Origin of the sequence: Azorhizobium doebereinerae UFLA1-100 (assembly GCF_000473085.1) — a bacterium.
Classification (GTDB): domain Bacteria; phylum Pseudomonadota; class Alphaproteobacteria; order Rhizobiales; family Xanthobacteraceae; genus Azorhizobium; species Azorhizobium doebereinerae.
Genome location: NZ_AXBA01000025.1, coordinates 69,162 through 94,301, shown reverse-complemented (window position 1 = coordinate 94,301; position 25,140 = coordinate 69,162). Strand labels below are relative to the sequence as shown.

At 66.8% G+C, this 25,140-nt stretch carries 21 protein-coding genes; 1 reads left to right on the top strand and 20 read right to left on the bottom strand.

Translation table 11 applies throughout. The features are described from left to right. Positions 1–4: 4 nt before the first annotated feature. Entirely contained in the window at positions 5–901 is an 897-nt protein-coding gene (gene gcvA, locus YU1_RS0117790; protein WP_210163765.1) for a transcriptional regulator GcvA, read from the bottom strand. A 25-nt stretch (positions 902–926) separates the two neighbouring features. Further along, positions 927–4,364 (bottom strand): DNA polymerase III subunit alpha, encoded by a 3,438-nt coding sequence (dnaE, locus tag YU1_RS0117785; RefSeq protein WP_029005231.1) that lies wholly within the window; start codon positions 4,362–4,364, stop codon positions 927–929. Between the two features lie 189 nt (positions 4,365–4,553). Here dnaE and YU1_RS0117780 point away from each other — a divergent pair, with 189 nt between their 5' ends. Further along, complete coding sequence (locus YU1_RS0117780; protein WP_029005230.1) at positions 4,554–4,988, top strand: EamA family transporter; 435 nt, start codon at positions 4,554–4,556, stop codon at positions 4,986–4,988. Here YU1_RS0117780 and YU1_RS0117775 read toward each other — a convergent pair. The 18 genes from YU1_RS0117775 to nuoF form a co-directional block, all read right to left on the bottom strand. Beyond that, positions 4,985–6,328 (bottom strand): peptide MFS transporter, encoded by a 1,344-nt coding sequence (locus YU1_RS0117775; protein ID WP_084539956.1) that lies wholly within the window; start codon positions 6,326–6,328, stop codon positions 4,985–4,987. The two genes, YU1_RS0117780 and YU1_RS0117775, sit on opposite strands and share 4 nt — an antisense overlap. 151 nt (positions 6,329–6,479) lie before the next feature. Next, on the bottom strand, positions 6,480–7,175 hold the full coding sequence (locus tag YU1_RS0117770; RefSeq protein ID WP_035715780.1) for an ABC transporter ATP-binding protein: 696 nt from the start codon (positions 7,173–7,175) through the stop codon (positions 6,480–6,482). Next, positions 7,172–8,476, bottom strand: coding sequence for a lipoprotein-releasing ABC transporter permease subunit (locus YU1_RS0117765; RefSeq protein WP_051356992.1), 1,305 nt, complete (start codon positions 8,474–8,476; stop codon positions 7,172–7,174). Before YU1_RS0117765 ends, YU1_RS0117770 begins: the two co-directional genes overlap by 4 nt. 14 nt (positions 8,477–8,490) lie before the next feature. Continuing rightward, on the bottom strand, positions 8,491–9,813 hold the full coding sequence (gene proS, locus YU1_RS0117760; protein ID WP_029005226.1) for a proline--tRNA ligase: 1,323 nt from the start codon (positions 9,811–9,813) through the stop codon (positions 8,491–8,493). Between the two features lie 723 nt (positions 9,814–10,536). Then, positions 10,537–10,812, bottom strand: a complete 276-nt coding sequence (locus YU1_RS0117755; protein WP_029005225.1) for a DUF1467 family protein — start codon at positions 10,810–10,812, stop codon at positions 10,537–10,539. A 10-nt stretch (positions 10,813–10,822) separates the two neighbouring features. Continuing rightward, positions 10,823–11,227: a methylmalonyl-CoA epimerase gene (gene mce, locus YU1_RS0117750; RefSeq protein ID WP_029005224.1), complete on the bottom strand. Its 405-nt coding sequence runs from the start codon at positions 11,225–11,227 to the stop codon at positions 10,823–10,825. A 73-nt stretch (positions 11,228–11,300) separates the two neighbouring features. Next, positions 11,301–12,968, bottom strand: coding sequence for a ribonuclease J (locus YU1_RS0117745; protein ID WP_029005223.1), 1,668 nt, complete (start codon positions 12,966–12,968; stop codon positions 11,301–11,303). A gap of 8 nt (positions 12,969–12,976) precedes the next feature. Continuing rightward, entirely contained in the window at positions 12,977–13,747 is a 771-nt protein-coding gene (locus tag YU1_RS0117740; RefSeq protein ID WP_029005222.1) for a biotin--[acetyl-CoA-carboxylase] ligase, read from the bottom strand. A 3-nt stretch (positions 13,748–13,750) separates the two neighbouring features. Further along, positions 13,751–15,181 (bottom strand): NADH-quinone oxidoreductase subunit NuoN, encoded by a 1,431-nt coding sequence (gene nuoN / locus YU1_RS0117735; RefSeq protein WP_029005221.1) that lies wholly within the window; start codon positions 15,179–15,181, stop codon positions 13,751–13,753. Positions 15,182–15,195: 14 nt separating this feature from the next. Next, positions 15,196–16,710 (bottom strand): NADH-quinone oxidoreductase subunit M, encoded by a 1,515-nt coding sequence (locus YU1_RS0117730; RefSeq protein WP_029005220.1) that lies wholly within the window; start codon positions 16,708–16,710, stop codon positions 15,196–15,198. A gap of 2 nt (positions 16,711–16,712) precedes the next feature. Continuing rightward, entirely contained in the window at positions 16,713–18,638 is a 1,926-nt protein-coding gene (gene nuoL / locus YU1_RS0117725; protein WP_029005219.1) for an NADH-quinone oxidoreductase subunit L, read from the bottom strand. Positions 18,639–18,642: 4 nt separating this feature from the next. Then, positions 18,643–18,951, bottom strand: coding sequence for an NADH-quinone oxidoreductase subunit NuoK (gene nuoK / locus YU1_RS0117720; protein WP_029005218.1), 309 nt, complete (start codon positions 18,949–18,951; stop codon positions 18,643–18,645). 10 nt (positions 18,952–18,961) lie between these two features. Next, the gene (locus YU1_RS0117715) at positions 18,962–19,570 is read right to left on the bottom strand and encodes an NADH-quinone oxidoreductase subunit J (RefSeq protein WP_029005217.1); all 609 of its coding nucleotides are present in this window, start codon (positions 19,568–19,570) and stop codon (positions 18,962–18,964) included. A gap of 228 nt (positions 19,571–19,798) precedes the next feature. Continuing rightward, entirely contained in the window at positions 19,799–20,287 is a 489-nt protein-coding gene (gene nuoI, locus YU1_RS0117710; RefSeq protein WP_029005216.1) for an NADH-quinone oxidoreductase subunit NuoI, read from the bottom strand. Between the two features lie 61 nt (positions 20,288–20,348). Next, on the bottom strand, positions 20,349–21,368 hold the full coding sequence (gene nuoH / locus YU1_RS0117705; protein WP_029005215.1) for an NADH-quinone oxidoreductase subunit NuoH: 1,020 nt from the start codon (positions 21,366–21,368) through the stop codon (positions 20,349–20,351). A gap of 82 nt (positions 21,369–21,450) precedes the next feature. Further along, complete coding sequence (nuoG, locus tag YU1_RS0117700; RefSeq protein WP_029005214.1) at positions 21,451–23,529, bottom strand: NADH-quinone oxidoreductase subunit NuoG; 2,079 nt, start codon at positions 23,527–23,529, stop codon at positions 21,451–21,453. 11 nt (positions 23,530–23,540) lie between these two features. Next, positions 23,541–23,771, bottom strand: coding sequence for a hypothetical protein (locus tag YU1_RS0117695; protein ID WP_029005213.1), 231 nt, complete (start codon positions 23,769–23,771; stop codon positions 23,541–23,543). A 5-nt stretch (positions 23,772–23,776) separates the two neighbouring features. Continuing rightward, a complete protein-coding gene (nuoF, locus tag YU1_RS0117690) occupies positions 23,777–25,078 on the bottom strand; it encodes an NADH-quinone oxidoreductase subunit NuoF (RefSeq protein ID WP_029005212.1) in 1,302 nt (433 codons plus the stop codon). Positions 25,079–25,140: the final 62 nt, after the last annotated feature.

Genomic DNA, 25,140 nt, shown 5'->3' with positions numbered 1-25,140 from the left:
TCGTTCAAAGAGTCGCGGCCATCTCCGGTGGCTGCGGGACGTCGAGTTCGTCCCGCAGCCACGCGCGGAACGCCGCCACGTCCGGCCGGCTCAAAGACGAGCCGTGGGCCAGCAGCCAATAGCCGGTACGCGCCTCGACCGGCGGCCCGAGAACCGCCACCAGCCGCCCCTCGGCCAGATCATCCTGGACCACCGGCAGGCGTCCCATGGCGATGCCCAGCCCCCGCGCCGCCGCTTCCAGCGCCAGATGGATGCCGTCGAAGCGCAGCCCGCGGTCGAGATCCGGCACGGCGACGCCACGGCGCGCCGCCCAGGCGCCCCAGTCCTCGGCGACATCGGTGACATGCAGCAGCGTCTGGCCCGCAAGGTCCGCCGGGGTTCGCAGCGCAGCCGCCTGGCCGGGCGCGCAGACCGGCACCAATTGCTCGCGCACGAGAAGATCGGCGCGGATGCCGCCCCAGCCACCCGTGCCCATGCGGATCGCCAGATCCACGCCGTCTCGCGGGAACTCAACGCTGCGGTGGGCGGTATCGAGGCTCACTTCGATGCCGGGATGCCGGGTCCGGAAGCGGGCCAGCCGGGGGATGAGCCAGCGCAGGCCGAAGGTCGGCGCCACGCTCAGATGCAGCCGCTCGGCGGGACGCCGGCCGGGCACGGCCTCGGTGGCGGCGGCGATCTGCGCCAGGATGTCCCTTACGCGCGGCAGATAGGCCGTTCCCGCCGGCGTCAGCGCCAGTTGCCGATGGCTGCGCGCGAACAGCGGCACGCCCAGCCAGTCCTCCAGCCCCTGGATGCCGTGGCTGACCGCGCTGGGCGTGAGGTGCAGTTCCTCGGCCGCCAGCTTGAAGGAGAGATGCCGCCCCGCCGCCTCGAACAGGCGCAGCGCATTCAGGGGCGGCAATCGATACGCCATATCGGCCCTCGCCCTACGCCGCCTCCACCGCCACCACGCCGGGGATCGCCTTCAGCGCGCCGGCGATCTGCGGGGAGACCGGATAGCGGCCGTCGAGGCGGATTTCCACCTCGGCCTTCCCCTCCTCCATCAGGAGGACGAGGCTCACCTCGCCGTCGCCCCGGCCGCCCGACAGGCGCTTGGAGATGCCGTCCAGCGGGTCGGTGGATTTCACGAAGATGCGCAGGCTCTTGTGGTGGCGGGAGGTCGCCTCGTCGAGGCGCTCGCACGACTGGATGCGCACCCGCACGTCCTCGCCCTGGAGCTCGGCCCCCACCATCATCAGGAGCGGCGTGCCCGGCTCCAGCAGGTCGCGGTAATGGGCGAGGCCTTCGGAGAAGATCACCGCCTCGAAATGCCCCGACGGGTCGGAAAGGCCGACGATGCCCATGCGCGTGCCGGACTTGGTGCGCCGCTCCTGGCGCGACACCACGGTGGCTGCCAGCCGCCCCGCCGCGGCGCCCGCGCGCACGCTGCGAGCGAAATCGCTGAAGATCGGCACCCGCATCTTCTTCAGCGCCTCGGCATAATCGTCCAGCGGATGGCCGGTGAGGAAGAAGCCGATGGCGTCATATTCCTTCTGCAGCCGCTCGGCCGGCATCCAGGGGGCGGCATCCGGCAGCGGCAGCTTGGCCTTGACCGGCCCGGAGCCGAACATGTCGTTCTGGCCCGACGAGCGGTCCGCCTCCACCCGCTGCGCATGCCCCACCACCGCGTCGAGGGCCGCGAACGCCTTGGCGCGGTTCTTCTCCAGGCAGTCGAAGCAGCCGGCCGCGGCAAGGCTCTCCAGCGTGCGCTTGTTGACCATCTTCACCGGCAGCCGGCCGGCGAAGTCGGCGAAATCCGCGAACGGCCGGTCGCCCCGCGCCGCGACGACCGCATCCACCGCATGGCCGCCCACGCCCTTGATGGCGGCCATGGCATAGATGATCCGGCCGTCCACCACCGCGAACTCGCGGGTCGAGAGGTTGATATTGGGCGGCACCACCTCGATGCCGAGCCGCTGCGCCTCCTGGCGGAATTCCGCCAGCTTGTCCGTGTTGCCCATGTCCAGCGTCATGGAGGCGGCGAGGAATTCGGTGGGGTAGTTCGCCTTCAGCCAGGCGGTCTGGTAGGAGACCAGCGCATAGGCGGCCGCGTGCGACTTGTTGAAGCCGTAGTCGGCGAACTTGGCCAGCAGGTCGAAGATGGTGTCGGCCTGCGCCTTGGGGACGCCGCGCTCCTCCGAGCCGGAGACGAAGCGCTCGCGCTGCTTCTCCATCTCCGCGCGGATCTTCTTGCCCATGGCGCGTCGCAGCAGGTCGGCTTCGCCCAGCGAATAGCCGGCCAGCGCCTGGGCGATCTGCATCACCTGTTCCTGGTAGATGATGACCCCGAAGGTCTCCTTCAGGTAGGGTTCGAGCTTGGGGTGGATATAGTCCGGCTCCGCCCGGCCGTGCTTGCAGTCGCAATAGACCGGGATGTTGGCCATCGGGCCCGGCCGGTAGAGCGCCACGAGGGCGATCAGGTCCTCGACGCGGTCGGCCTTCATGTCCACGAGGGCGCGGCGCATGCCCGCGCTTTCCACCTGGAACACGCCCACCGTCTCGCCGCGGGCCAGCATGGCGTAGGTCTTGGGATCGTCCAGGGGAATGGACGTGATGTCGAGGTCGATGCCGCGCTGGCGGATGAGCCGCACCGCCGTGGTGATGGTGGTCAGCGTCTTGAGGCCGAGGAAGTCGAACTTCACCAGCCCGGCCTGCTCCACCCATTTCATGTTGTACTGGGTGACCGGCATGTTGGACTTGGGGTCGCGATAGAGCGGCACCAATTCGTGCAGGGGCCGGTCGCCGATCACGATGCCGGCGGCGTGGGTGGAGGCGTGGCGGTTCAGCCCCTCCAGGCGCACCGCGATGTCGAACGCCTGCTTGACCACCTCTTCCTGGTCGCGCGCCGCCTGGAGACGGGGCTCGTCTTCGATGGCCTGTTTCAGCGTGACCGGGGCGGCCGGGTTCTGCGGCACCAGCTTGCACAGCTTGTCCACCTGGCCGTAGGGCATTTCCAGCACGCGGCCGACGTCGCGCAGCACGCCGCGCGCCTGCAGCGTGCCGAAAGTGATGATCTGCGCCACCTGCGAGCGCCCGTAGCGCTGCTGCACATAATGGATCACCTCTTCGCGGCGGTCCTGGCAGAAGTCCACGTCGAAGTCGGGCATGGACACGCGGTCGGGGTTCAGGAAGCGCTCGAACAGCAGGCCGAAGCGCAGCGGGTCGAGGTCGGTGATCTGGAGCGAATAGGCCACCAGCGAGCCTGCGCCCGAGCCACGGCCCGGCCCCACCGGGATGTCGTGCGCCTTCGCCCATTTGATGAAGTCCGACACGATCAGGAAGTAGCCGGGGAACTTCATCTTGCTGATGACGGAGATCTCGTAGGCGAGCCGCTCCTCATAGACCGAAGTCTCCAGCCCCGGCGCCGGCCCGTGCTTGGCGAGGCGGGCGACGAGCCCCTCCTGCGCCTGCCGTTCCAGCTCCGCCGCCTCTTCCGCCAGCGCGTCGCCGCCGCCGCCCGAGGTGAAGCGCGGCAGGATGGGCTTGGCGGTGCGCACCCGATAGGCGCAGCGCTGGGCGATCTCCACCGTGTTGGCGGTGGCCTCCGGCAGATCGGAGAACAGCTCCAGCATCTCGGCGCGGGTCTTGAAGCGGTGCTCCGGCGTCAGGCGGCGGCGGTCGCCGTCCGACAGCAGCTTCGATTCGGCGATGCTGATGAGGGCGTCATGGGCGTTATAGTCGCTCTGCGCGCCGAAGAATGGCTCGTTGGCCGCCACCAGCGGCAGGCCCTTGGCATAGGCGAGGTCGAGCAGGCCGCGCTCGGCGAGGCGCTCCAGGTCGGTATTGTGGCGCTGCAACTCCACATAGAGCCGGTCGCCATAAATCGCGGCAAGCTGTTCAAGGCGGGCCTCGGCGATCTCCCCATGGCCGCTCGCCAGCACCTTGTCAACGGGGCCGGCCGGGCCGCCGGTGAGTGCGATCAGGCCCTCATTCAGCTCCTTCAGCCAATCGAGCGTGACCCGGGGCTCCTCGTCATTGGGCGTTTCCAGATAGGCGCGGGACACCAGCGTCATCAGGTGCCGCCAGCCCGCCTCGCGGGCCGCCAGCAGCACGATGCGCGGCTTCTTCGGCGTCACGCCGCCGCGCTGCGCCACCGGCTCGGGCAGGTCGAGCGCCAGCGAGCAGCCGGCGATGGGCTGGATGCCCGCGCCATACATCTTCTCGGAAAATTCCAGCGCGCCGAACAGGTTGCCGGTGTCGGTCAGCGCCAGCGCCGGCTGGGCGTCCGCCTTGGCGAAATCCGCCAGCTTGCCGAGCGACAGCGCGCCCTCCAGCAGGGAATAGGACGAATGGACGTGGAGATGGACGAAGCCGGGGTCGCGCATGGCACTCGATCGTGAGTCGACGGTCCGGCGATCTTAGGGCCGGAGCGGCTGAGATTGAACTTATCTGCGCGGCGGTCCCCGCCTTCCCCTCCCCCGCCTTCCCCCTTCCCCCGAGGTCCGGCCCCCAAGGCCACGTCTTCCCCAAGGCCAGTCTTGCCGGAAGGCGGGAAGGCTCTTTAAGGTCCGCCGATGAAATCGGCTTTGATCTCCTGGCAGGTCTGGGCGCTCGGCGCCGCGGCCTTCGCCGCCCTCACCGCCATCTTCGCCAAGATCGGTGTCGCCGCCATCCATTCGGACCTGGCGACCCTGATCCGCACGCTGGTGATCCTCGTCCTGCTGCTCGCCATCGTGGCGGCGAAGGGGGCGTGGCAGCCGCTGGAGACGATCTCGCGGCAGACCTGGATCTTCCTGCTGCTGTCCGGCCTCGCCACCGGCGGATCGTGGCTGTGCTACTTCCGCGCGCTGCAGCTCGCTGACGCAAGCCGCGTCGCCCCGATCGACAAGCTCAGCGTGGTGCTGGTGGCGATCTTCGGTGCCGTCTTCCTCGGCGAGAAGCTCTCCTGGCACAACTGGCTCGGTGTCGCCTTCATCGCCGCCGGCACTATCCTGGTGGCGATCCGCTAGGCGGCTCCGCCCAGTTCCTTGGCCGCCTCGCGCTCCTCGCGCTGCGACAGGCCGCGCGCCACATAGACCATGGCCAACGCGGCCCCGAGCGCCATCAGCGCCTGCAGGCCGAAATAGACGCCGTAATTGACCACGCCATAGAGCTGGTCGAACAGCGCGCCGAAGGAATCGCCGGCGAAGCTGGTCATCAGGAAGAAGGCAGTGATCTGCGACTTCATGGAATGCGGCGCCACCACGTAGCAGAGCTGGAGCCCCACCACGGAGATGCACAGTTCGCCGATGGTGATGAGGAAGGTGGCGAGCACCAGGTACCAGACCGAGACCGGCCCATAGGTCGCCAGCGTCCCCGCCATGGTCATGACCGCCATGGCGGTCACCGTCAGCACGAAGCCGATCATCATCTTGTCCGTGGGCACGAGCGGCCGCCCCCGCGCCCCGTCCAGCCGGCGCCAGATGGCGGCGAGAATCGGCGTGCAGAAGATGATGATGAGCGGGTTGAGGCCCTGCGTCTGGGCGGCGGACAAGGTGATCCCGAACGGCCACAGGGTGAGGTCCATGTGGTTCTCCGCCAGGAACACCCAGGTGGAGCCGGACTGGTCGGCCACGAACCAATAGACCGAGACCAGCGCCAGGATGCCGATGAGCCGCGTCAGCACGGCGCGCTCGGCCAGCTTCTGCGCCTCGGGCTTCCCCGGCCCCATCCGCCAGCGCAACGCCTCCGGCGGGAAATGCCGCCGCCCCAGCACGAACACCATCATGGACACGGCGATCAGCGCGGCGGGGATGAAAAGCGCGATCTCATAGCCATAGTGGATCTGCACCAGCGGCAGGCCCAGCGAGGCGACGGTCGAGCCGATGTTGATGGCGGCGTAATAATAGGCGAAGGCATCGTCCAGCAGGTGCCCCTTGCCGAGGCGCTCGTACATCATGCCCATCAGCGTCGAGGTATTGGGCTTGATGGTGCCCGAGCCCAGCGCCAGCAGGGCCAGCGCCAGGAACAAGAAGGATTCCTGGCGGAAATAGCCGAGCACCAGATGGCCCAGAATGTAGGGGATGCAGAACCAGACGATGGTGCGGTAGCGGCCGAGGAAATGGTCGGCGATGAAGCCGCCGAGGATCGGCGTCACGTAGCAGGCGGCAGTGAACAACTGCACGATGGAGCCGGAATCGGCCTCCTTGAAGCCGAACACGTCCACCAGATACAGCGCCAGCAGCACGCGCATGCCGTAGAAGCTGGCCCGCTCCGACAGTTCGGCCCAGAACACGAACCAGAAGCCGGCCGGATGACTGGCCAGCAGCCATTTCCGGCCCGGTGCGGCCACAGCCCCCATCTCGCTCATCGACGCCACCCATTCCCGCCCCGCCTAGTGGTAGCAAGGAAGGGTGCCGCTGAGGCAATGGAATAAGCGCGATCCGGCGGAATTCAGGGGGTGTGGCGTCCGGGCCGCAGTCGCGCGCCCGACCTGGACGCCGGGCGCGAGCCGGACCTTGCTAGTCCAGCTCCACCACCTGCCCGTCGCGCAGCGTGACCCGACGGTCCATGCGCGAGGCCAGTTCCATGTTGTGGGTGGCGATGATGGTGGCGACGCCGGTCGCATGCACCAGTTCGGCCAGCGCTCCGAAGACGTGGTCGGAGGTCTTCGGGTCGAGGTTGCCGGTGGGCTCGTCCGCCAGCACGAGGCGCGGGGCATTGGCGAGGGCGCGGGCGATGGCGACACGCTGCTGCTCGCCGCCCGACAATTCGGAGGGACGATGGTTCAGGCGCTTGGCGAGGCCGAGATAGCCCAGCAGGTCACCGGCGCGGGCAGCCGCGTCGCGCTTGGAGAGGCCGCGGATCATCTGCGGCATCATCACATTCTCCAGCGCCGTCAGCTCCGGCAGGAGGTGGTGGAACTGGTAGACGAAACCGACATGGATACGCCGCAGCCGCGTGCGCTCGGCGTCCGGCAGGCCGGAGGTCGGCTCACCGTCCACGAACACCTCGCCGTCGTCCGGGTGCTCCAGGAGGCCTGCCAGATGCAGCAGCGTGGACTTGCCGGTGCCCGACGGCGCCACCAGCGCCACCGACTGGCCGGCTTCCACCGCGAGGTTGGCGTCGCGCAGCACCTCGATCACGCCCTCCCCTTCCGAATAGCGGCGGGCGACGTCGACGAGGGCAAGGGCCGGAGGGCTCTCGGGGGGCATCATTCGTATCTCAGGGCTTCCACCGGATCGAGCCGCGCCGCCCGCCAGGAGGGATAGAGGGTGGCGAACAGCGAGAGCGTGAGCGCCATGATGACCACCGAAGCGGTCTCGCCCACGTCCATCTTCGCCGGCAGGCGCGAGAGATAATACAGCTCCGGCGAGAACAGCTCGGTGCGGGTGATCCAGGAGATGAACTGCCGGATCTCCTCCACGTTCATGCACACCAGAACGCCCAGCAGCAGGCCGACCAGCGTGCCCACCACGCCGATGCTGGCGCCGGTGATGAGGAAGATGCGCATGATCGAGCCCTGCGTCGCGCCCATGGTGCGCAGCACGGCGATGTCGTGGCCCTTGTCCTTCACCAGCATGATGAGGCCGGAGATGATGTTCAGCGCCGCCACCAGCACGATCAGCGTGAGGATGAGGAACATCACGTTGCGCTCCACCTGGAGCGCGTTGAAGAAGGTGGCGTTCCGCTGTCGCCAGTCGACGATATAGACCGGCCGCTCGGCCGCCGCCTGCACCGCGCCGCGCAGCTCGCCCACGTCGTCGGGGTTGGCGATATAGACCTCGATGGCGTTCACGTCGTTGGCGCGGTTGAAATAGGCCTGCGCCTCGGGCAGCGGCATGAAGACGAAGGCGCTGTCGTATTCCGACATGCCGATCTCGAACACCGCCGCAATCTTGTAGACCTTGATGCGCGGCGAGGTTCCCATGGGCGTCACCGCGCCACGCGGCGCCACCAGCGTGATGTTGTCGCCCGCGCGCAGGGACAATTGGTCGGCCAGCCGCTTGCCGATGGCGAGCCCCTGCCCCTGGTCGAAGCCTTCAAGGGTGCCCTGACGGATGTTGTTGGCCACCGAGGGAAGCTGGCGCAGGTCCTTCTCCGCCAGCCCGCGCACCAGAACACCAGAGGCATTGTAGGGCGAGGAGGCCAGCGCCTGGCCCTCCACCAGCGGCACGGCGAGCTTGATGCCGTTCAGCTTGGAGATGCGCTCCGCCACCGCCTGATAGTCGGTGAGCGCATTCTCCAGCGGCTGCACCAGCATGTGGCCGTTGAGGCCAAGGATCTTGCCGAGCAGTTCCTGCCGGAAGCCGTTCATCACCGCCATGACGATGATGAGGGTCGCCACCCCCAGCACGATGCCGAGGAACGAGAAGCCGGCGATGACCGAGATGAAGCCTTCCTTGCGCCGCGCCCGGAGGTAGCGCAGGGACAGCATCCACTCGAAGGCAGCGAAAGGCCCGGTTCCCGTCGGCTCCGTGTCCGGCGCGGTTCCGCGCGAACCCGAGGCTGCGGCCATGCGCTGCCCTCCCGTCATCCCTTGAGCCTCTCAAATGCCTCTGCGGGCGTTACCAGCTCGCGCGAGCCGTCCACGCGCCGCTTCAGTTCCACCTTGCCGTCGGCGAGGCTTTTCGGCCCCACCAGGATCTGCCAGGGCAGGCCGATCAGGTCCGCGGTCGCGAACTTGGAGCCGGCCCGCTCCTCCGTGTCGTCATAGAGTACGTCGACGCCAGAAGCGGTTAGTTTCGCGTAAAGATCGGCGCAGGCGCCATCCACCGCCGCATCGCCCGCCTTCAGGTTGAGGATGCCCACCTGGAACGGGGCGACCGCGTCCGGCCAGATGATTCCCGCCTCGTCATGTGAGGCCTCGATCATGGCGGCCACGAGACGGGAGGGGCCGATGCCGTAGGACCCCATGTGGACGAGGCGCTCGGTGCCGTCCGGCCCCAGCACCTTGAGGCCGAAGGGCTCGGTGTACTTGGTGCCGAAATAGAAGATGTGGCCGACCTCAATGCCCCGCGCGGCCAGCTGGCGGTCAGCCGGCACGGCGCCGAAGGCCGCCGCGTCGTGCTTCTCCTCGGTCGCCGCATATAGCGTGGTCCACTGGTCAACGATCGACTGGAGGCCGGCGGCGGCGTCGAAGTTCACGTCGGCGGGCGGCGGCGCCATGTCCAGATAGTCGCCATGGCAGAACACCTCGCTCTCCCCCGTGGAGGCCAGGATGATGAACTCATGGGACAGGTTGCCGCCGATGGGACCCGTGTCCGCCACCATGGGAATCGCTTTCAGGCCCATCCGGGAGAAGGTGCGCAGATAAGCGACGAACATCTTGTTGTAGGAATGGCGGGCGCCTTCCGCGTCGAGATCGAAGGAATAGGCGTCCTTCATCAGGAATTCGCGCGAGCGGTAGACGCCGAAGCGCGGGCGCACCTCGTCCCGGAACTTCCACTGGATGTGGTAGAGGTTCAGCGGCAGGTTCTTGTAGGACTTCACCGAGCCGCGCACGATCTCGGTGACCATTTCCTCGTTGGTCGGGCCGAACAGCATGTCGCGCTCATGCCGGTCCTTGATGCGCAGCATTTCCTTGCCGTAGTCGTCGTAGCGGCCGCTCTCGCGCCACAGGTCCGCCGACTGGATGGTGGGCATCAGCAGTTCCACGGCGCCGGTGCGGTTCTGCTCCTCGCGGATGATGGCGCAGATCTTGTTCAGGACCCTGAGGCCCAGCGGCAGCCAGGCATAGATGCCGGCGCTCTCCTGCCGGATCATGCCCGCGCGTAGCATCAGGCGGTGGGACACGATGTCCGCTTCCTTCGGAACCTCGCGGAGAATGGGCAGGAAGTAGCGGGACAGGCGCATCGGACAGACTCGGAAGTTGGACGTTTCGGAAGAACTCGGGCTGAGAGAAAGCGGAACGACCCGAAAAACACAAGCCCGCCGGCCACAAGGCCGGTTTCCCGGCGTTTTTCGGCCGCCCGTCCCGGCCGCGCCCGGACCCGGCTCTCACCCTGGGAAACCTGCGTTGGCGGCGTATCGCATTGTAAGCGATGTATTTTTCACCACCATCGTGTTGCGGCGCAGCACGTAAAGTATTGCGCCGCAAGGATGACAAGCGCACGATTCTTGTTCTACGGTCTGTTCGCCACAAGAAAGGGGACCGTCCTGGTGCCGGAAGGCACAAGGAAGAGGGTCCGGGTCTCGGGAGGAATCTTTAAAAACAATACAGCCGACCGACGACCGCCTTCGAACGCGAGAGATTTTCGGAACGGCAGCACATTGGAAAAAGCGGCGGCACCCGCGATTTCCGCAAAAAAGTGCAAAAATTTAAAAAAGGCGAGACATCCGGTCTCGCCTTTCTTTTTTTGGGCCTCGCCAATACGGAAAAGTCGGTCAGCTGTTCTGACCTATAACTTGGGAGCTGACCTATGACTTGGAGCTTCCCCGGAGCCATCCGAATCCGCAGCGCCCCATCCGGCAGCTTTCGAGCATTTCCCGCTTCCTTGAAGCGGTGAAATTCTCAGACCCGTTTGTCGGATCGCGTTTTCTTCACGCGAAGCCGGATCCACTTCGTTCGAAAGCGCTCTAGTAACCGCGGTTGTCGAAAGGCATCGGCAGATCCTCCAGGCGGATCGTGCCGCTGCGGACCAGATACAACACGCCCGCCGTCACCACGATGGCCAGCAGCGAGGTGACAAGCGCCTTGCGCAGCAGAAGCGGCCGCACCGGCGCGCCGGGATCGGTGCCGGGATCGGGCGTGGCCCCTGCCTCCGCGGGGGAGCGGACGCCGAACGGCAGCACCGCGAACAGGCACAGCCACCAGACAATGAAATAGATGGCGAGGGTAGAACCAATGCCCATGGACGCCCCCTCAGGCCTGTTCCAGTTCCACCAGCGTGCCGGTGAAGTCCTTAGGATGCAGGAAGAGCACGGGCTTGCCGTGCGCGCCGATCTTCGGCTCGCCGTCGCCCAGCACCCGCGCGCCGGCGGATTTCAGCCGGTCGCGGGCGACGACGATGTCGTCCACCTCGTAGCAGATGTGGTGGATGCCGCCGTCGGGATTACGCTCCAGGAACTTGGCGATGGGCGAATTCTCGCCCAAGGGCTCCAGCAGCTCGATCTTGGTGTTGGGCAGGTTGATGAAGACGGTGGTCACGCCGTGCGCCACCTGCGGCACCGCCTCGGAGACGTCCGCCCCCATGGTGTCGCGATAGAGCGCGGCCGCCGCGGCGATGTCCTTCACCGCGATGGCGACGTGATTGAGCCGTCCGATCATCTGTGTCCTCCCCCCAGGCGGGCGCCCCGCCGCGCTCATGCTGCGGCGGGCCTTTGAAACCCGCTCGAAGGTATCAGACTTCGACGATGTGGACGTGGCAAACCGGCTTTTTGCCCCAGGCGCCGTTCACCGCACCGCGCACCGCGCGCTCCAGCGAATCCGACACCGCCTCGGGATCGCGGCGGCGCGCCTTGGGCATGCCTTCCATCGCCGCCACCACCGTGTCCAGCACGAGGTCGAGCATGTCGACGCCGCCCTCCCCGCGTTCCGGCACGCCGGTGATCTCCACCGAGGGATCGCCCACCAGTGTTCCACGGCTGTCCACCGCGAGCGCCACCGAAACCACGCCAACGAAGCCGAGGCGCCGGCGCTCCGGCACGGTCCGGGCCGAGTCGGGAATGAGCAGGCGGCCGTCCTTGTAGAGCCGGCCGAACGGCACGTCCTCCACTCGCTCGGCCGGTCCCGGCGCGAGGCGGATGACATGGCCGTCGAAGCAGGACACCACCTCCGGCACGCCGGCCTTGCGGGCCAGCGCCGCGTGCTCGGCGAGATGCAACGGCTCGCCATGCACCGGCACGGACACCTGCGGCCGCACCCAGCCGTACATCTGCTCCAGCTCGCCCCGGCGCGGATGGCCGGAGACGTGCACCAGGGCATCGCGATCGGTCATCACCTTGATGCCGCGCTTGATCAGGCCGTTGATGACCCGGCCCACCACCCGCTCGTTGCCGGGAATGGTGCGCGAGGAGAACACCACCAGGTCGGAGTGCGACAAGGCGATCTCCGGGTGGTCATCCTCGGCGATGCGGCTCAAGGCCGCGCGCGGCTCGCCCTGGCTGCCGGTCAGGATCGCCACCACCCTGTCGCGCGGCAGGAAGCCGAAGGCCTCCGCGCCGCGGAACGCCGGCAGGCCGTCCAGCAGCCCCTGCTCGCGGGCAACGCCGATGACCCGCTCCATGGCGCGGCCCACCACGACGACCTCGCGGCCGTTGGCGAGCGCCGCCTCGGCGATGGAGCGTACCCGCGCCACGTTGGAGGAGAAGGTGGTGAAGGCCACCCGGTACTTGGCCTTGGCCACCACCTCTTTCAGCGTCACCCCCACATCCGCCTCGGACGGCGAGATGCCGTCGCGGATGGCGTTGGTGGAATCGCAGATCATCGCCCGCACGCCCTCGTCGCCGAGCGCGCGCAGGCGCGCCTCGTCGGTGACGTGGCCGACCACCGGGGTCGGATCGAGCTTCCAGTCGCCGGTGTGCAGCACGAGGCCAGCCGAGGTGCGGATGGCGATGGCATGGCTGTCGGGGATGGAGTGCGCCACCGGCACGAACTCGACCTGGAACGGGCCGATGTCCACCGTGCCGCCGGAGCGCACCACGTTGATCGGGATCTTCGGCGCGCCCGGCTCCTGCAGGCGCTTGGCGTCGAGCAGAGCGGCGGTGAAGCGCGTGGTGTAGACGGGGCAGTCAAGGCGCGGCCACAGGTCGAGCATGGCGCCCACATGGTCCTCATGACCATGGGTGAGCACGAGACCGGCGATCTTGTCCTTCACGCTCTCCAGGAAGCGGATGTCGGGCAGCACGAGGTCGACGCCGGGCGCCTCCTCACCCGCGAAGCTCATGCCGAGGTCGACGATGAGCCAGGTACGTTGGCGGCGGGAACCGATGCCGTAAAGGCCGAGATTCATGCCGATCTCGCCCACCCCCCCGAGGGGCGCGAAGACGAGCTCGCTGGTATCAGCCATCAGATGGGTCAATCCACTTTCGGTTGGAGCGAAACGTCGCCCGCAGTCACGATTTCCGCGATCCCGTCGCGGCGGCGCAGCATCATGGCGCCACGATTGTCGATGCTCTCGAAGCGCCCGGTCACTTCCCGTTCGCCGATCTTCACGCTCACCGTGTCGCCGATGGCCAGAGCATAGCGTATCCAGTCGCCGCGGATGGAGGCAAAACCGTTGCCCGCGTTCCACTGGTTGAGCCGCACCGTCATGGCGAGGTCCAGCGCCTCCAGCAGGCGATCCGGCGCGGTCGGTGCGCCGGCCTCTTCCAGGCTGGTGGCACGATACGGCAGATCGTCCGGATGGTGGAGGCAGTTCACGCCGAAGCCGATCACCGCCGCCGGGCGGCCGTAGCGGTCATTGGCGCCTTCCACCAGGATGCCTGCCAGCTTGCCGCCGTCGAGCATCAGGTCGTTGGGCCACTTCAGCTTGAGACCGTCGAGCGCGATCAGCGGCGCCGCCGCGACCACCGCGTCGCGCAGCGCCAGCCCGGCCACGAAGCAGAGCTGAGCCAGATTGGCCACCGGCGCCGGATTGGGCAGCACGAGCGTGGCGAACAGGTTGCCGAGTTCGCTGGTCCAGGGCCGGCCGCGCCGGCCGCGCCCCGCCGTCTGGATGTCCGCCACCAGCCATGCGGGCATGGCCTCGCCACGGCTCAGGCGTGCGAGACCCTCCGCATTGGTGGAACCGATCTCCGAAAAGCGGATGATGGGGATGGTCGAGCTTTGGAACCTTTGTGCCGCCATCGTTCAGAAAAGCGCGCGCGCCGCAGCGCCCGCAGCCTCGATAAGAGGAGCCGGATAGACGAAATAGAAGATGGTGAAGAGGCCGGACACGCCGAGCACCGCCTTCAGTTCGCCGGGCATTCCATCGAACGCCTCGGCGGGTTCGTCGAAATACATGATCTTGACCACGCGCAGGTAATAATAGGCGCCGACCACCGAAGCGACCACGCCGATCACCGCCAGACCATACAGGCCCGCCTGGATCGCCGCCAGGAACACGTAATATTTCGCCAGGAAGCCGGCCAGCGGGGGAATGCCCGCCAGCGAGAACATCAGCGCCGCCAGCACCAGCGCCATCAGCGGCCGGGTACGGGCGAGGCCGGCGAGGTCGTCCACCGTCTCGACCGGGCGGCCGCCGCGGCGCATGGCAAGCACGCAGGTGAAGGAGCCGAGCGTCATCACCACATAAATGGCCATGTAGACCAGCACGCCGCGCACGCCCTGCGGCGTCGCCGCCGCCAAGCCCACCAGCGCGAAGCCCATGTGGCCGATGGAGGAATAGGCCAAGAGGCGCTTGATGTTGCGCTGGCCGATGGCGGCGAAGGCACCCAGCACCATGGAGGCGATGGAGACGAAGGCGACGATCTGCTGCCAGGAATGCGTCACATGCGGCAGCGCCTCGATGGCGACGCGCACGAACACGGCCATGGCCGCCACCTTGGGGGCTGTGGCGAAGAAGGCGGTCACCGGAGTGGGGGCGCCTTCGTACACGTCGGGCGTCCACATGTGGAACGGCACGGCCGACACCTTGAAGCACAGGCCGGCGAACACGAACACGATGCCGAACACGAGGCCGTTGGTGGGCGCGGTCGCCACTTTCGCGATCTCGGCGAAATTCACCGTGCCGGTGAAGCCGTAGAGCAGCGAGGAGCCGTAGAGCAGCATGCCCGAGGAGAGCGAGCCGAGGACGAAATACTTCAGGCCGGCCTCAGTGGAGCGCACCGAGTCGCGGTTGATGGACGCCATCACATAGAGCGACAGGCTCATCAGCTCGAGGCCGAGGTAGAGGGCGATGAGGTCGCCGGCGGAGATGAGGATGCAGATGCCGAGCGAGGACAGCACCACCAGCACGGCATATTCGAAGCGCGCCTGCTGCGCCCGCCCGAGCCAGTCCACCGACATGATGAGGGAGACCGCCGCGCCCAGCAGCGACACCGCCTTCATGAAGCGGGAGAAGGGGTCCACCAGCATGGAGCCGTGAAAGCCGACGACCGTGATCGCCGGCTGGAGCAGCACCAGCACCCCGGCGGCGACCAGCGCCGCAATGGCGAGCCCGTTCACCAGATTGGCCGACTTCTCACCCTGGAAGGCGCCGATCAACACGAGCACGATGGCGGAAAGCGCGAGCAGCAGTTCCGGAAGGACCGCGCCGAGCGGCGGCAGGACGGAGGGCATCGGACGACCTCGGATCAGTGGCTGAGCAGCAGCGCCGCGGTCTTCGCGGCGCTAGCGGCTGTCTCGGTACGGGCGACGACGAAGTTCACCGCGTGGGACGTCATGTCCAGCACGGGCGCCGGCCAGAAGCCGAACAGGATGGTGAGCGCCACCAGCGGAACCATGATGGCAATCTCGCGCGGGGAGAGATCGAGCATCTTGGCGAGGCTCTCCTTCTCCAGCGGGCCGAAGATCACGCGCCAGTAGAGCCAGAGCGCATAGGCCGCCGAGAGGATGACGCCGGTGGCGGCGAAGAAGGCCACCCAGGTGTTGCGCTCGAACGCCGCCAGCATGGTGAGGAACTCGCCCACGAAGCCGGAGGTGCCAGGCAGGCCCACATTGGCCATGGTGAAGATCATCATGGCCGTGGCGTAGAGCGGCATGCGCTTCACGAGGCCGCCGTAAGCGGAAATCTCACGGGTGTGCAGGCGGTCGTAGATCACGCCGACGCAGAGGAACAGCGCCCCCGACACGAAGCCGTGCGAGATCATCAGGAACATGGCGCCCTGGAGGCCCGCCTCGTTCATGCTGAAGATGCCCATGGTCACGAAGCCCATGTGGGCGATGGACGAATAGGCGATCAGCTTCTTGATGTCCTCCTGCACCAGCGCGACCAGCGAGGTGTAGATGATGGCCACCACCGAGAGCGTGTAGACCAGCGGCGCGAACAAATGCGACGCCTCCGGGAACATGGGCAGCGAGAAGCGGATGAAGCCGTAGCCGCCCATCTTCAGCAGGATTCCCGCCAGGATCACCGAGCCGGCAGTAGGCGCTTCCACGTGGGCGTCCGGCAGCCAGGTGTGCACCGGCCACATGGGCATCTTCACCGCGAAGGAGGCGAAGAAGGCCAGCCACAGCCAGGTCTGCATCTGCACCGGGAAGCCGTGCTGGATCAGGGTGGGCACGTCGGTGGTGCCGGCCTGCCAGTACATGGCTATGATGGCGAGCATCATGAGCACGGAGCCGAGCAGCGTGTAGAGGAAGAACTTGAACGAGGCGTAGATGCGCCGCGCCCCGCCCCACACGCCGATGATCAGGAACATCGGGATCAGGGCGGCTTCGAAGAAGAAGTAGAAGAGGACGAGATCCAGCGCGCAGAAGGTGCCGACCATGAGGGTCTCAAGCACCAGGAAGCAGATCATGTACTCCTTCACGCGCTTATGGATGCTCTCCCAGCTGGCCAGGATGCAGAACGGCATGAGGAAGGTGGTGAGGATGACGAAGGGCAGCGAGATGCCGTCCACGCCCATGTGGTAGGCGGCGATCTCGCCCAGCCAGGGCTTCTTCTCGACGAACTGGAAGCCCGGCGCGGCGGCATCGAAGCCGGGCAGCATGAGCAGCGACACCACGAAGGTGACGAGCGTCGTCCACAGCGCTACCCAGCGGGCATTGCGGGCCGCCACCTCATCCTCGCCGCGCACGACGAAGATGAACAGCGCACCCACCAGCGGCAGGAACGTGACGACGGAGAGGATCGGCCAGTCGGACATCGTCACACTCCGGCGAACATGAACCACGTGATGAGGGCGGCGACACCCACCAGCATCACGAACGCATAGTGATAGAGATAGCCGGTCTGCAGCCGGACCACCTGGCCCGTCACATCCAGCACGCGGGCGGAGATGCCGTTGGGGCCGAGGCCGTCGATCAGCATGCCGTCACCCTTCTTCCAGAGCGTGCGGCCGATCCACAGGGCCGGGCGCACGAACAGGAAGTTGTAGATCTCGTCGAAGTACCACTTGTTCAACAGGAACTGGTAGAGCGCGTCCTGGCTCTTGGCCAGCGCCACCGGCACCGTGCGGTCCACCACGTAGAACCAGTAGGCCACCGCGAAGCCCGCCACCATCATTCCGGTGGGCAGGTAGGCGGCCCAGCCGGGCACCTCGTGCATGGCATGCAGGATGTGGTTGTCGGAGGCCATGAAGATGGAGTGGCGGAAGAAGCTCTCCACGTCATGGCCGACGAACAGATTGTAGAAGGCGATGCCGCCGAACACCGCGCCCACGCTGAGCACCGCCAGCGGGATGGTCATCACCAGCGGGGATTCGTGGGCGTGGTCATAGTGGTGGTGGTCGTGCGGCTGGCCGTGGAAGGTCAGGAACACGAGGCGCCAGCTGTAGAAGGAGGTCAGCGCCGCGGCGAGCACCGTCATCCAGTAGGCGTAGACCGAGAAATGCGAGTGGCTGGCATAGGCCGCCTCGATGATCGCATCCTTGGAATAATAGCCCGCCAGGAAGGGGAAGCCGGTGATGGCCAGGGTGCCGATCATCATGGCGCCGTAGGTGAACGGGATCTTCTTATAGAGCCCGCCCATGTGGCGCATGTCCTGCTCGTGGTGCATCGCATGGATGACCGAGCCGGCGCCGAGGAACAGCAGCGCCTTGAAGAAGGCATGCGTCAGCAGGTGGAACATGCCGATCGAATAGGCGCCCGAGCCCATGGCCACGAACATGTAGCCGAGCTGGGAGCAGGTCGAATAGGCGATCACCTTCTTGATGTCGTTCTGCACCAGCGCGACGGTCGCGGCGAACATGGCCGTCGTGGCGCCGACGATGGTGATGAGGTCCAGGGCCGAGCGCGACAGTTCGAAGATGGGCGACATGCGCGCCACCATGAACACGCCCGCGGTCACCATGGTCGCGGCATGGATGAGGGCCGAGACCGGGGTCGGGCCTTCCATCGCGTCCGGCAGCCAGGTGTGCAGCAGGAACTGCGCCGACTTGCCCATGGCGCCGATGAACAGCAGCACCGCGATCACCGTCGGCGCGTCCCAATGGTGGCCGAGGAAGGGGATGGTCTTGCCGGCGAGGCCGGGGGCCTGGGCGAAGACGGTGTCGAAATTCACCGCTCCGGTCATCACGAACACGGCGAAGATGCCGAGCATGAAGCCGAAGTCGCCGACGCGGTTGACCACGAAGGCCTTCATGGCGGCAGCATTGGCCGAAGGCTTCTCATACCAGAAGCCGATGAGCAGATAGGAGGCGAGGCCGACACCCTCCCAGCCGAAGAACAGCTGCACCAGATTGTCGGCCGTCACCAGCATCAGCATGGCGAAGGTGAACAGCGACAGATAGGCGAAGAAGCGCTGGCGGCTCGGATCCTCGTGCATGTAGCCGATGGAATAGAGGTGAACCAGCGAGGACACCGAGGTGACCACGATCAGCATGATCGAGGTCATGGTGTCGATGCGCAGCGCCCAGTCGATCTTGAGGTCGCCCACATAGATCCAGTGCATGAGCTGGACCCGGGTGTCGGCGCCGCCGATGCCCACGCGGAAAAAGGTGATCCAGGCCAGCAGGGCCGCGATGAACAGGAACGCGGTCGTCACGATCTCGGACGGGCGCGGCCCCAGCACGCGCCCGAACAGACCGGCGATCAGGAAGCCGATGAGCGGCAGGAAGACGATGGCCTGATACATGCCCTCAGCCCTTCATGGCGTTGATGTCCTCGACGGCGATCGATCCGCGGTTGCGGAAGAACACCACGAGGATGGCGAGGCCGATGGCCGCCTCGGCGGCGGCGACGGTCAGCACCAGGAGCGCGAAAACCTGGCCCACCAGATTGCCCTGGAAGGCGGAGAAGGCGACGAGATTGATGTTCACCGCCAGCAGGATGAGTTCCACCGACATCAGGATGACGATGACGTTCTTCCGGTTGAGGAAGATGCCCAGCGTGCCCAGGGTGAACAGGATCGCCGCGAGGGTCAGGTAATGGGACAGTCCGATTTCCATCACCGGCTCCTCAAAGGCCCTGGCCGGGGCGCACCTTGACCACTTCCATCGCGGTCTCGGGCGTCCTGGCAACCTGGGCGGAGATGTTCTGCCGCTTCACGTTCGGCTTGTGGCGGAGCGTCAGCACGATGGCGCCGATCATGGCCACCAGCAGCACGAAGCCGGCGATCTGGAAGAAGTAGATGTAGTCCGTGTAGAGCACCTGCCCGAGGGCGTGGGTGTTGCCGCGCGGATAGGTCATCACCGCGTTGCGGGCGACGCTGACGCCCGGCCCGGAGGCCCAGGCGCCGACCACCAGCACCAGCTCGGCGAGGAAGATCAGCCCGACCACCACGCCCACAGGCAGATATTGCAGGAAGCCCTGGCGCAGCTCGACGAAGTCCACGTCCAGCATCATCACCACGAACAGGAACAGCACCGCCACCGCGCCGACGTAAACGACGACCAGGATGAGGGCGAGGAATTCCGCGCCGATGAGGATGAACAGTCCCGCCGCGTTCACGAACGCGAGGATGAGGAACAGGACCGAATAGACCGGGTTACGGGAGGAGATCACCATGAAGGCGGACCCCACCAGTATGCAGGCGAAGAGATAGAAAAACGCTGCCGCGAAACTCATGCGCCGAGCTCCCCTCTCCGCGACGCGCTGGCGTCGATCTTTTCCAGCCGCATGCGCCGGCCGGCCCGTCGATAGCCCGTACCCATCGCCCAAGTCCACTGTCCGGGTGCCGGCGGAAGGCCAGCACCGTGTTTCATGTCCCAATGGCGCGCCGTCGGCGCGCCGCTCGTCTCCCGCGCCTCTGGCGCGTCATACCCTTGCCGGGCGCCGGGGCGCCCTGCCCCGCGCTCAGCGGTAGGGCGCGTCGGCGGCTATGGAGCGCGCGATCTCGCGCTCCCAGCGGTCGCCGTTCGCCAGCAGCTTTTCCTTGTCGTAATACAGTTCTTCACGGGTCTCGGTGGCGAACTCGAAGTTCGGCCCCTCGACGATGGCATCCACCGGGCAGGCTTCCTGGCAGAAGCCGCAATAGATGCACTTCACCATGTCGATGTCGTAACGGGTGGTGCGGCGCGTGCCGTCGTTGCGGCGCGGGCCGGCCTCGATGGTGATGGCCTGCGCCGGGCAGATCGCCTCGCACAGCTTGCACGCGATGCAGCGCTCCTCGCCGTTGGGATAGCGGCGCAGCGCATGCTCGCCCCGGAAGCGGGGCGAGATGGGGTTCTTCTCGAACGGGTAGTTGATCGTCGCCTTGGGCTTGAAGAAGTAGCGCATGGCGAGGAAGAAGCCGGAGACGAGCTCCGTCAGGAAGATGGCGCGCGCGGCCTGGTCGAGTTTCATGGCCTCTCTCCTGCCGCGCGGAAGCGGCCAGACATGCGGACGTTCGGGCTGCCGAGGGCGCTCATTGCGGCGCCATCCCGGTGAAGTGGAGGAAGGACGCCACCACGACCACCGCCACCAGGGAAATCGGCAGGAACACCTTCCAGCCAAGACGCATGAGCTGGTCGTAGCGATAGCGCGGCACCATGGCCTTGGCCATGGCGAACAGGAAGAACATGAAGCACACCTTCAGCAGGAACCAGATGATGCCTGGAACCCAGGTGAAGGGCGCGAACGGGATCGGCGACAGCCAGCCGCCGAGGAACAGCACGGTGGCGAGCGCGCACATGGTCATGATGGCCACGTACTCGCCGAGCATGAACAGCAGATAGGGCGTGGAGCCGTACTCGGTCATGAAGCCGGCCACCAGCTCCGACTCCGCCTCCACGAGGTCGAAGGGCGGGCGGTTGGTCTCGGCCAGCGCCGAAATGAAGAAGATGACGAACATCGGCAGCAGCGGCAGCCAGTACCAGCCGAAAATGCCGAGGCGGGTATCCTGCGCCAGCACCACCTTGCTGAGGTCCAGCGAGCCCGCGCACATCAGCACCGTCACGATGACGAAGCCGATGGAGACCTCGTAGGATACCATCTGCGCCGCCGAGCGCAGCGCGGCGAGGAAGGGATACTTCGAATTGGACGCCCAGCCGCCCATGATGATGCCGTACACGCCGAGCGATGAGATGGCGAAGATATAGAGCGTGCCGAGGTTGAGGCTGGCGATCACCCAGCCGTCCGCCACCGGCACCACGGCCCAGGCGGCAAGCGCCAGCACGCAGGTGATGAGCGGCGCCAGCAGGAAGGCCACCTTGTTGGCGCCGGACGGGATCACCGGCTCCTTCAGCACGAACTTCAGGAGATCCGCGAAAGACTGGAACAGGCCGAACGGCCCCACAACGTTGGGGCCGCGCCGCAGTTGCACCGCCGCCCAGATCTTGCGATCGGCCAGCAGGAGGAAGGCGATGATAATCAGCAGCGCGACCAGCAGCGCGAGGCTCTGGCCGACGATGATGAGCACCTTGATCAGGGTGTCCTGCCAACTCATGGGTTCTTCTCGCCCTCAGTTCCGGCCGGCCCGGGCCTGAGCCCGGACGCCGCGGTCAGATTGGTCCCAGTGCCGCATCGCCTCACTCCGCCGCCACGGCCGCGCCGCCGAGGCGCAGGGAGGAGCATTCCGCCATCACCGCGGAAGCCCGCGCGATGGGGTTGGTCAGATAAAAATCACGGACCGCGAGGGCGAACGCCGCCTTGTCGGGCGTGCCGCCCACGGCCGCGAGCTTCGCCACCGCCGCCGGGTCCGCCGGCTCCACCTCGTCCAGCCGCCCGAGATGCGGGTGAGCCTGAACCAGCGCGGCGCGCAGCGCGAACAGCGTGTCATAGGGCAGCTTTTGCCCCAGCAACTCGGACAAGGCACGCAGCACGGCCCAGTCCTCCCGCGCCTCGCCGGGCGGGAACGCCGCGCGGTTGGCGAACTGCGGGCGGCCTTCCGTGTTCACATAGATGCCGGACTTTTCCGAATAGGCCGCGCCGGGCAGGATCACGTCGGCCCGGTGGGCGCCACGGTCGCCATGGGTGCCGAGATAGACCACGAAGGTGCCGGGGGCGACATCCACCTCGTCCGCGCCGAGCAGGAACACCACGTCCTGCGCGCCGGGATTGGTCATGGCGACGGTGCCGAGGCCGCCCTCGCCCGGCACGAAGCCGATGTCGAGCGCGCCGACGCGGCTCGCCGCCGTGTGCAGCACCGCAAAGCCGTTCCAGCCGTCCTTGACCGCGCCCACCGCCACCGCGACCCGCGCGGCCAGCGACAGCACGGCGGCGCCGTCGGCGCGGGTCAGCGCGCCCTGCCCGACGATGACCAGCGGGCGCTCAGCCGCCTTGAGCACATCGGCAAAGGTGCCGTTTCCGGCCAGCTCGGCCAGCGTCTCCGGCCCTGCGCCCAGATACTCATAGGGGTAGGTGAGATCGACCCGCTCGCCCACCAGGGCGACCTTCAGGCCGCCGGCCCGCCAGCGCTTGCGCAGGCGAGCATTGATGATCGAGGCCTCGTGGCGCGGGTCGGTGCCGATGAGCAGGATCGCGTCGGCGTCCTCGATGCCGGCGATGCCCGGATTGAAGACATAGGACGCGCGGCCGAGTGCCGGGTCCAGCGCCGCGCCGTCCTGGCGGGCGTCCAGATTGACCGAGCCCAGCTTGCCCATGAGCTGCTTCAGGGCGAACATCTCTTCGACGCTCGCCAAGTCGCCGGCAATGGCGCCGATCCGGCCCGGGGCAGCCGCCTTCACCTTGGCGGCAATGGTGTCGAACGCCTCCTGCCAGGTGGCGGGGACGAGACGGCCATTCTTGCGCACATAGGGGCGGTCGAGCCGCTGGGTCTTCAGGCCGTCCCACACGTAGCGGGTCTTGTCCGAGATCCATTCCTCGTTCACGCCCTCATGGACGCGGGGAAGGATGCGCATGACCTCGCGGCCGCGGGTGTCGATGCGGATGTTGGAGCCGACCGCATCCATCACGTCGATGGATTCGGTCTTCGCCAGTTCCCACGGGCGGGCGTGGAAGGCATAGGGCTTGTGGGTCAGCGCGCCGACCGGGCAGAGGTCGGCCACATTGCCCTGCATCTCCGAGCGCATGGCGTGCTCGAGATAGGTGGTGATCTCCATGTCCTCGCCGCGGCCGATGGCGCCGAGGTCCGGCACGCCCGCCACTTCGGTCGAGAACCGCACGCAACGGGTGCAGTGGATGCAGCGGTTCATGGAGGTCCGCACCAGCGGGCCGATGTATTTGTCCTCGACCGCGCGCTTGTTCTCGGCGAAGCGCGAGGTGTCCACGCCATAGGCCATGGCTTGGTCCTGGAGGTCGCACTCGCCGCCCTGATCGCAGATCGGGCAGTCGAGGGGGTGGTTGATGAGGAGGAACTCCATCACCCCTTCGCGCGCCTTCTTCACCATCGGGCTCTTGGTGAGCACCACCGGGGGCTCGCCATTCGGGCCGGGGCGCAGGTCCTTCACCGCCATGGCGCAGGAGGCGGTCGGCTTGGGCGGTCCGCCCTTCACTTCCACCAGGCACATGCGGCAATTGCCGGCGATGGACAGCCGCTCGTGGAAGCAGAAACGCGGGATCTCGACGCCCGCGACCTCACACGCCTGAAGCAGCGTGTATTCGGCGGGAACATCGACCTCGGTGCCGTCGACGATGATCTTGGCCATCACTCAGATCCTCAATGCGGCAGTTCGACGAGATCCAGGCGCCGTTCGATCCGGTCGTGGCAAGCCTCAACCCGGTCAATACGCCTGTTCACGCCCGCCAGCGCCAGTTCGACTGTGGCGAACCGCTCTTCGATCGCTGTCATGCGAACCTTGAGATCGCTCACGTCATCCACCACCCGGTCGCGCTTCTCGTCCAGGCGGTGCAGATAGACGAGCACGAGGCTCTCGGGTTCGCTGACCATTCAACTCACTCCGCCGCCACCGGCACCGGATCGGAATGCGGATTGGCCGCATACTGGTCGATCCGCTTCTCGATCTCGTGGCGGAAATTCCGGATCAGGCCCTGCACCGGCCACGCGGCGGCATCGCCGAGCGCGCAGATGGTGTGGCCTTCGATCTGGGTGGTCACTTCCAGCAACTGGTCGATCTCGCGCTTCTGGGCGCGGCCCTCGGCCATGCGGTTGAGCACGCGCCACATCCAGCCGGTGCCCTCGCGGCACGGCGTGCACTGGCCGCAGCTCTCATGCTTGAAGAAATAGGAGATGCGGGCGATGGCTCGGACGATGTCCGTAGACTTGTCCATCACCAGCACGCCGGCGGTGCCGAAGGAGGACTTGGCGGCGCGCAGGCCGTCGAAGTCGAGGATCAGGTCCTCGCAGGCCGCCGCAGGAACCACCGGGCAGGACGCGCCGCCGGGGATGATGGCGAGCAGGTTGTCCCAGCCGCCACGGATGCCGCCACCGTGCTTCTCGACCAGTTCGCGGAAGGTGATGCTCATGGCATCTTCCACGACACACGGCGTGTTCACGTGACCGAGGATGCCGAACAGCTTGGTGCCGACATTGTTCGGACGGCCGATGGAGGAGAACCACGCCGCCCCACGGCGCAGGATTTCCGGCGCCACGGCGATGGATTCGACGTTGTTCACGGTCGTCGGGCAGCCGTAGAGGCCCATGTTGGCCGGGAACGGCGGCTTCAGCCGCGGCATGCCCTTCTTGCCTTCCAGGCTCTCCAGCAGCGCGGTTTCCTCGCCGCAGATGTAGGCGCCGGCACCGTGGTGCACATAGAGGTCGAAAGGATAGTCGTGGATGTTGGTCTTGCCGATGAGGCGGGCCTCGTAGGCCTCCTCGATGGCGGCCTCCAGGCGCTCGCGTTCACGCACATATTCGCCGCGCACATAGATGTAGGCCGCATGCGCGCCCATGGCGAAGGAGGCGATCAGGCACCCCTCGATGAGGGTGTGCGGATCGTTCCGCATGATCTCGCGGTCCTTGCAGGTGCCCGGCTCGGACTCGTCGGCATTGACCACGAGATAGTGCGGGCGCCCGTCGGACTGCTTCGGCATGAAGGACCACTTCATGCCGGTGGAGAAGCCTGCGCCGCCGCGGCCGCGCAGCCCCGACGCCTTCATCTCGTTGATGATCCAGTCGCGTCCCTTCTCCAGGATGCCCTTGGTGCCATCCCAGTTGCCGCGCGCCAGAGCACCCTTCAGGCCACTGTCCTCGTAGCCGTAGATGTTGGTGAAGATGCGGTCCTTGTCCTGAAGCATGGCTCAAGCCTCCGCATCGCCGGCGCCCGCCCTGGGCGCTTCGGCATCCGCCGCAGGCGCGG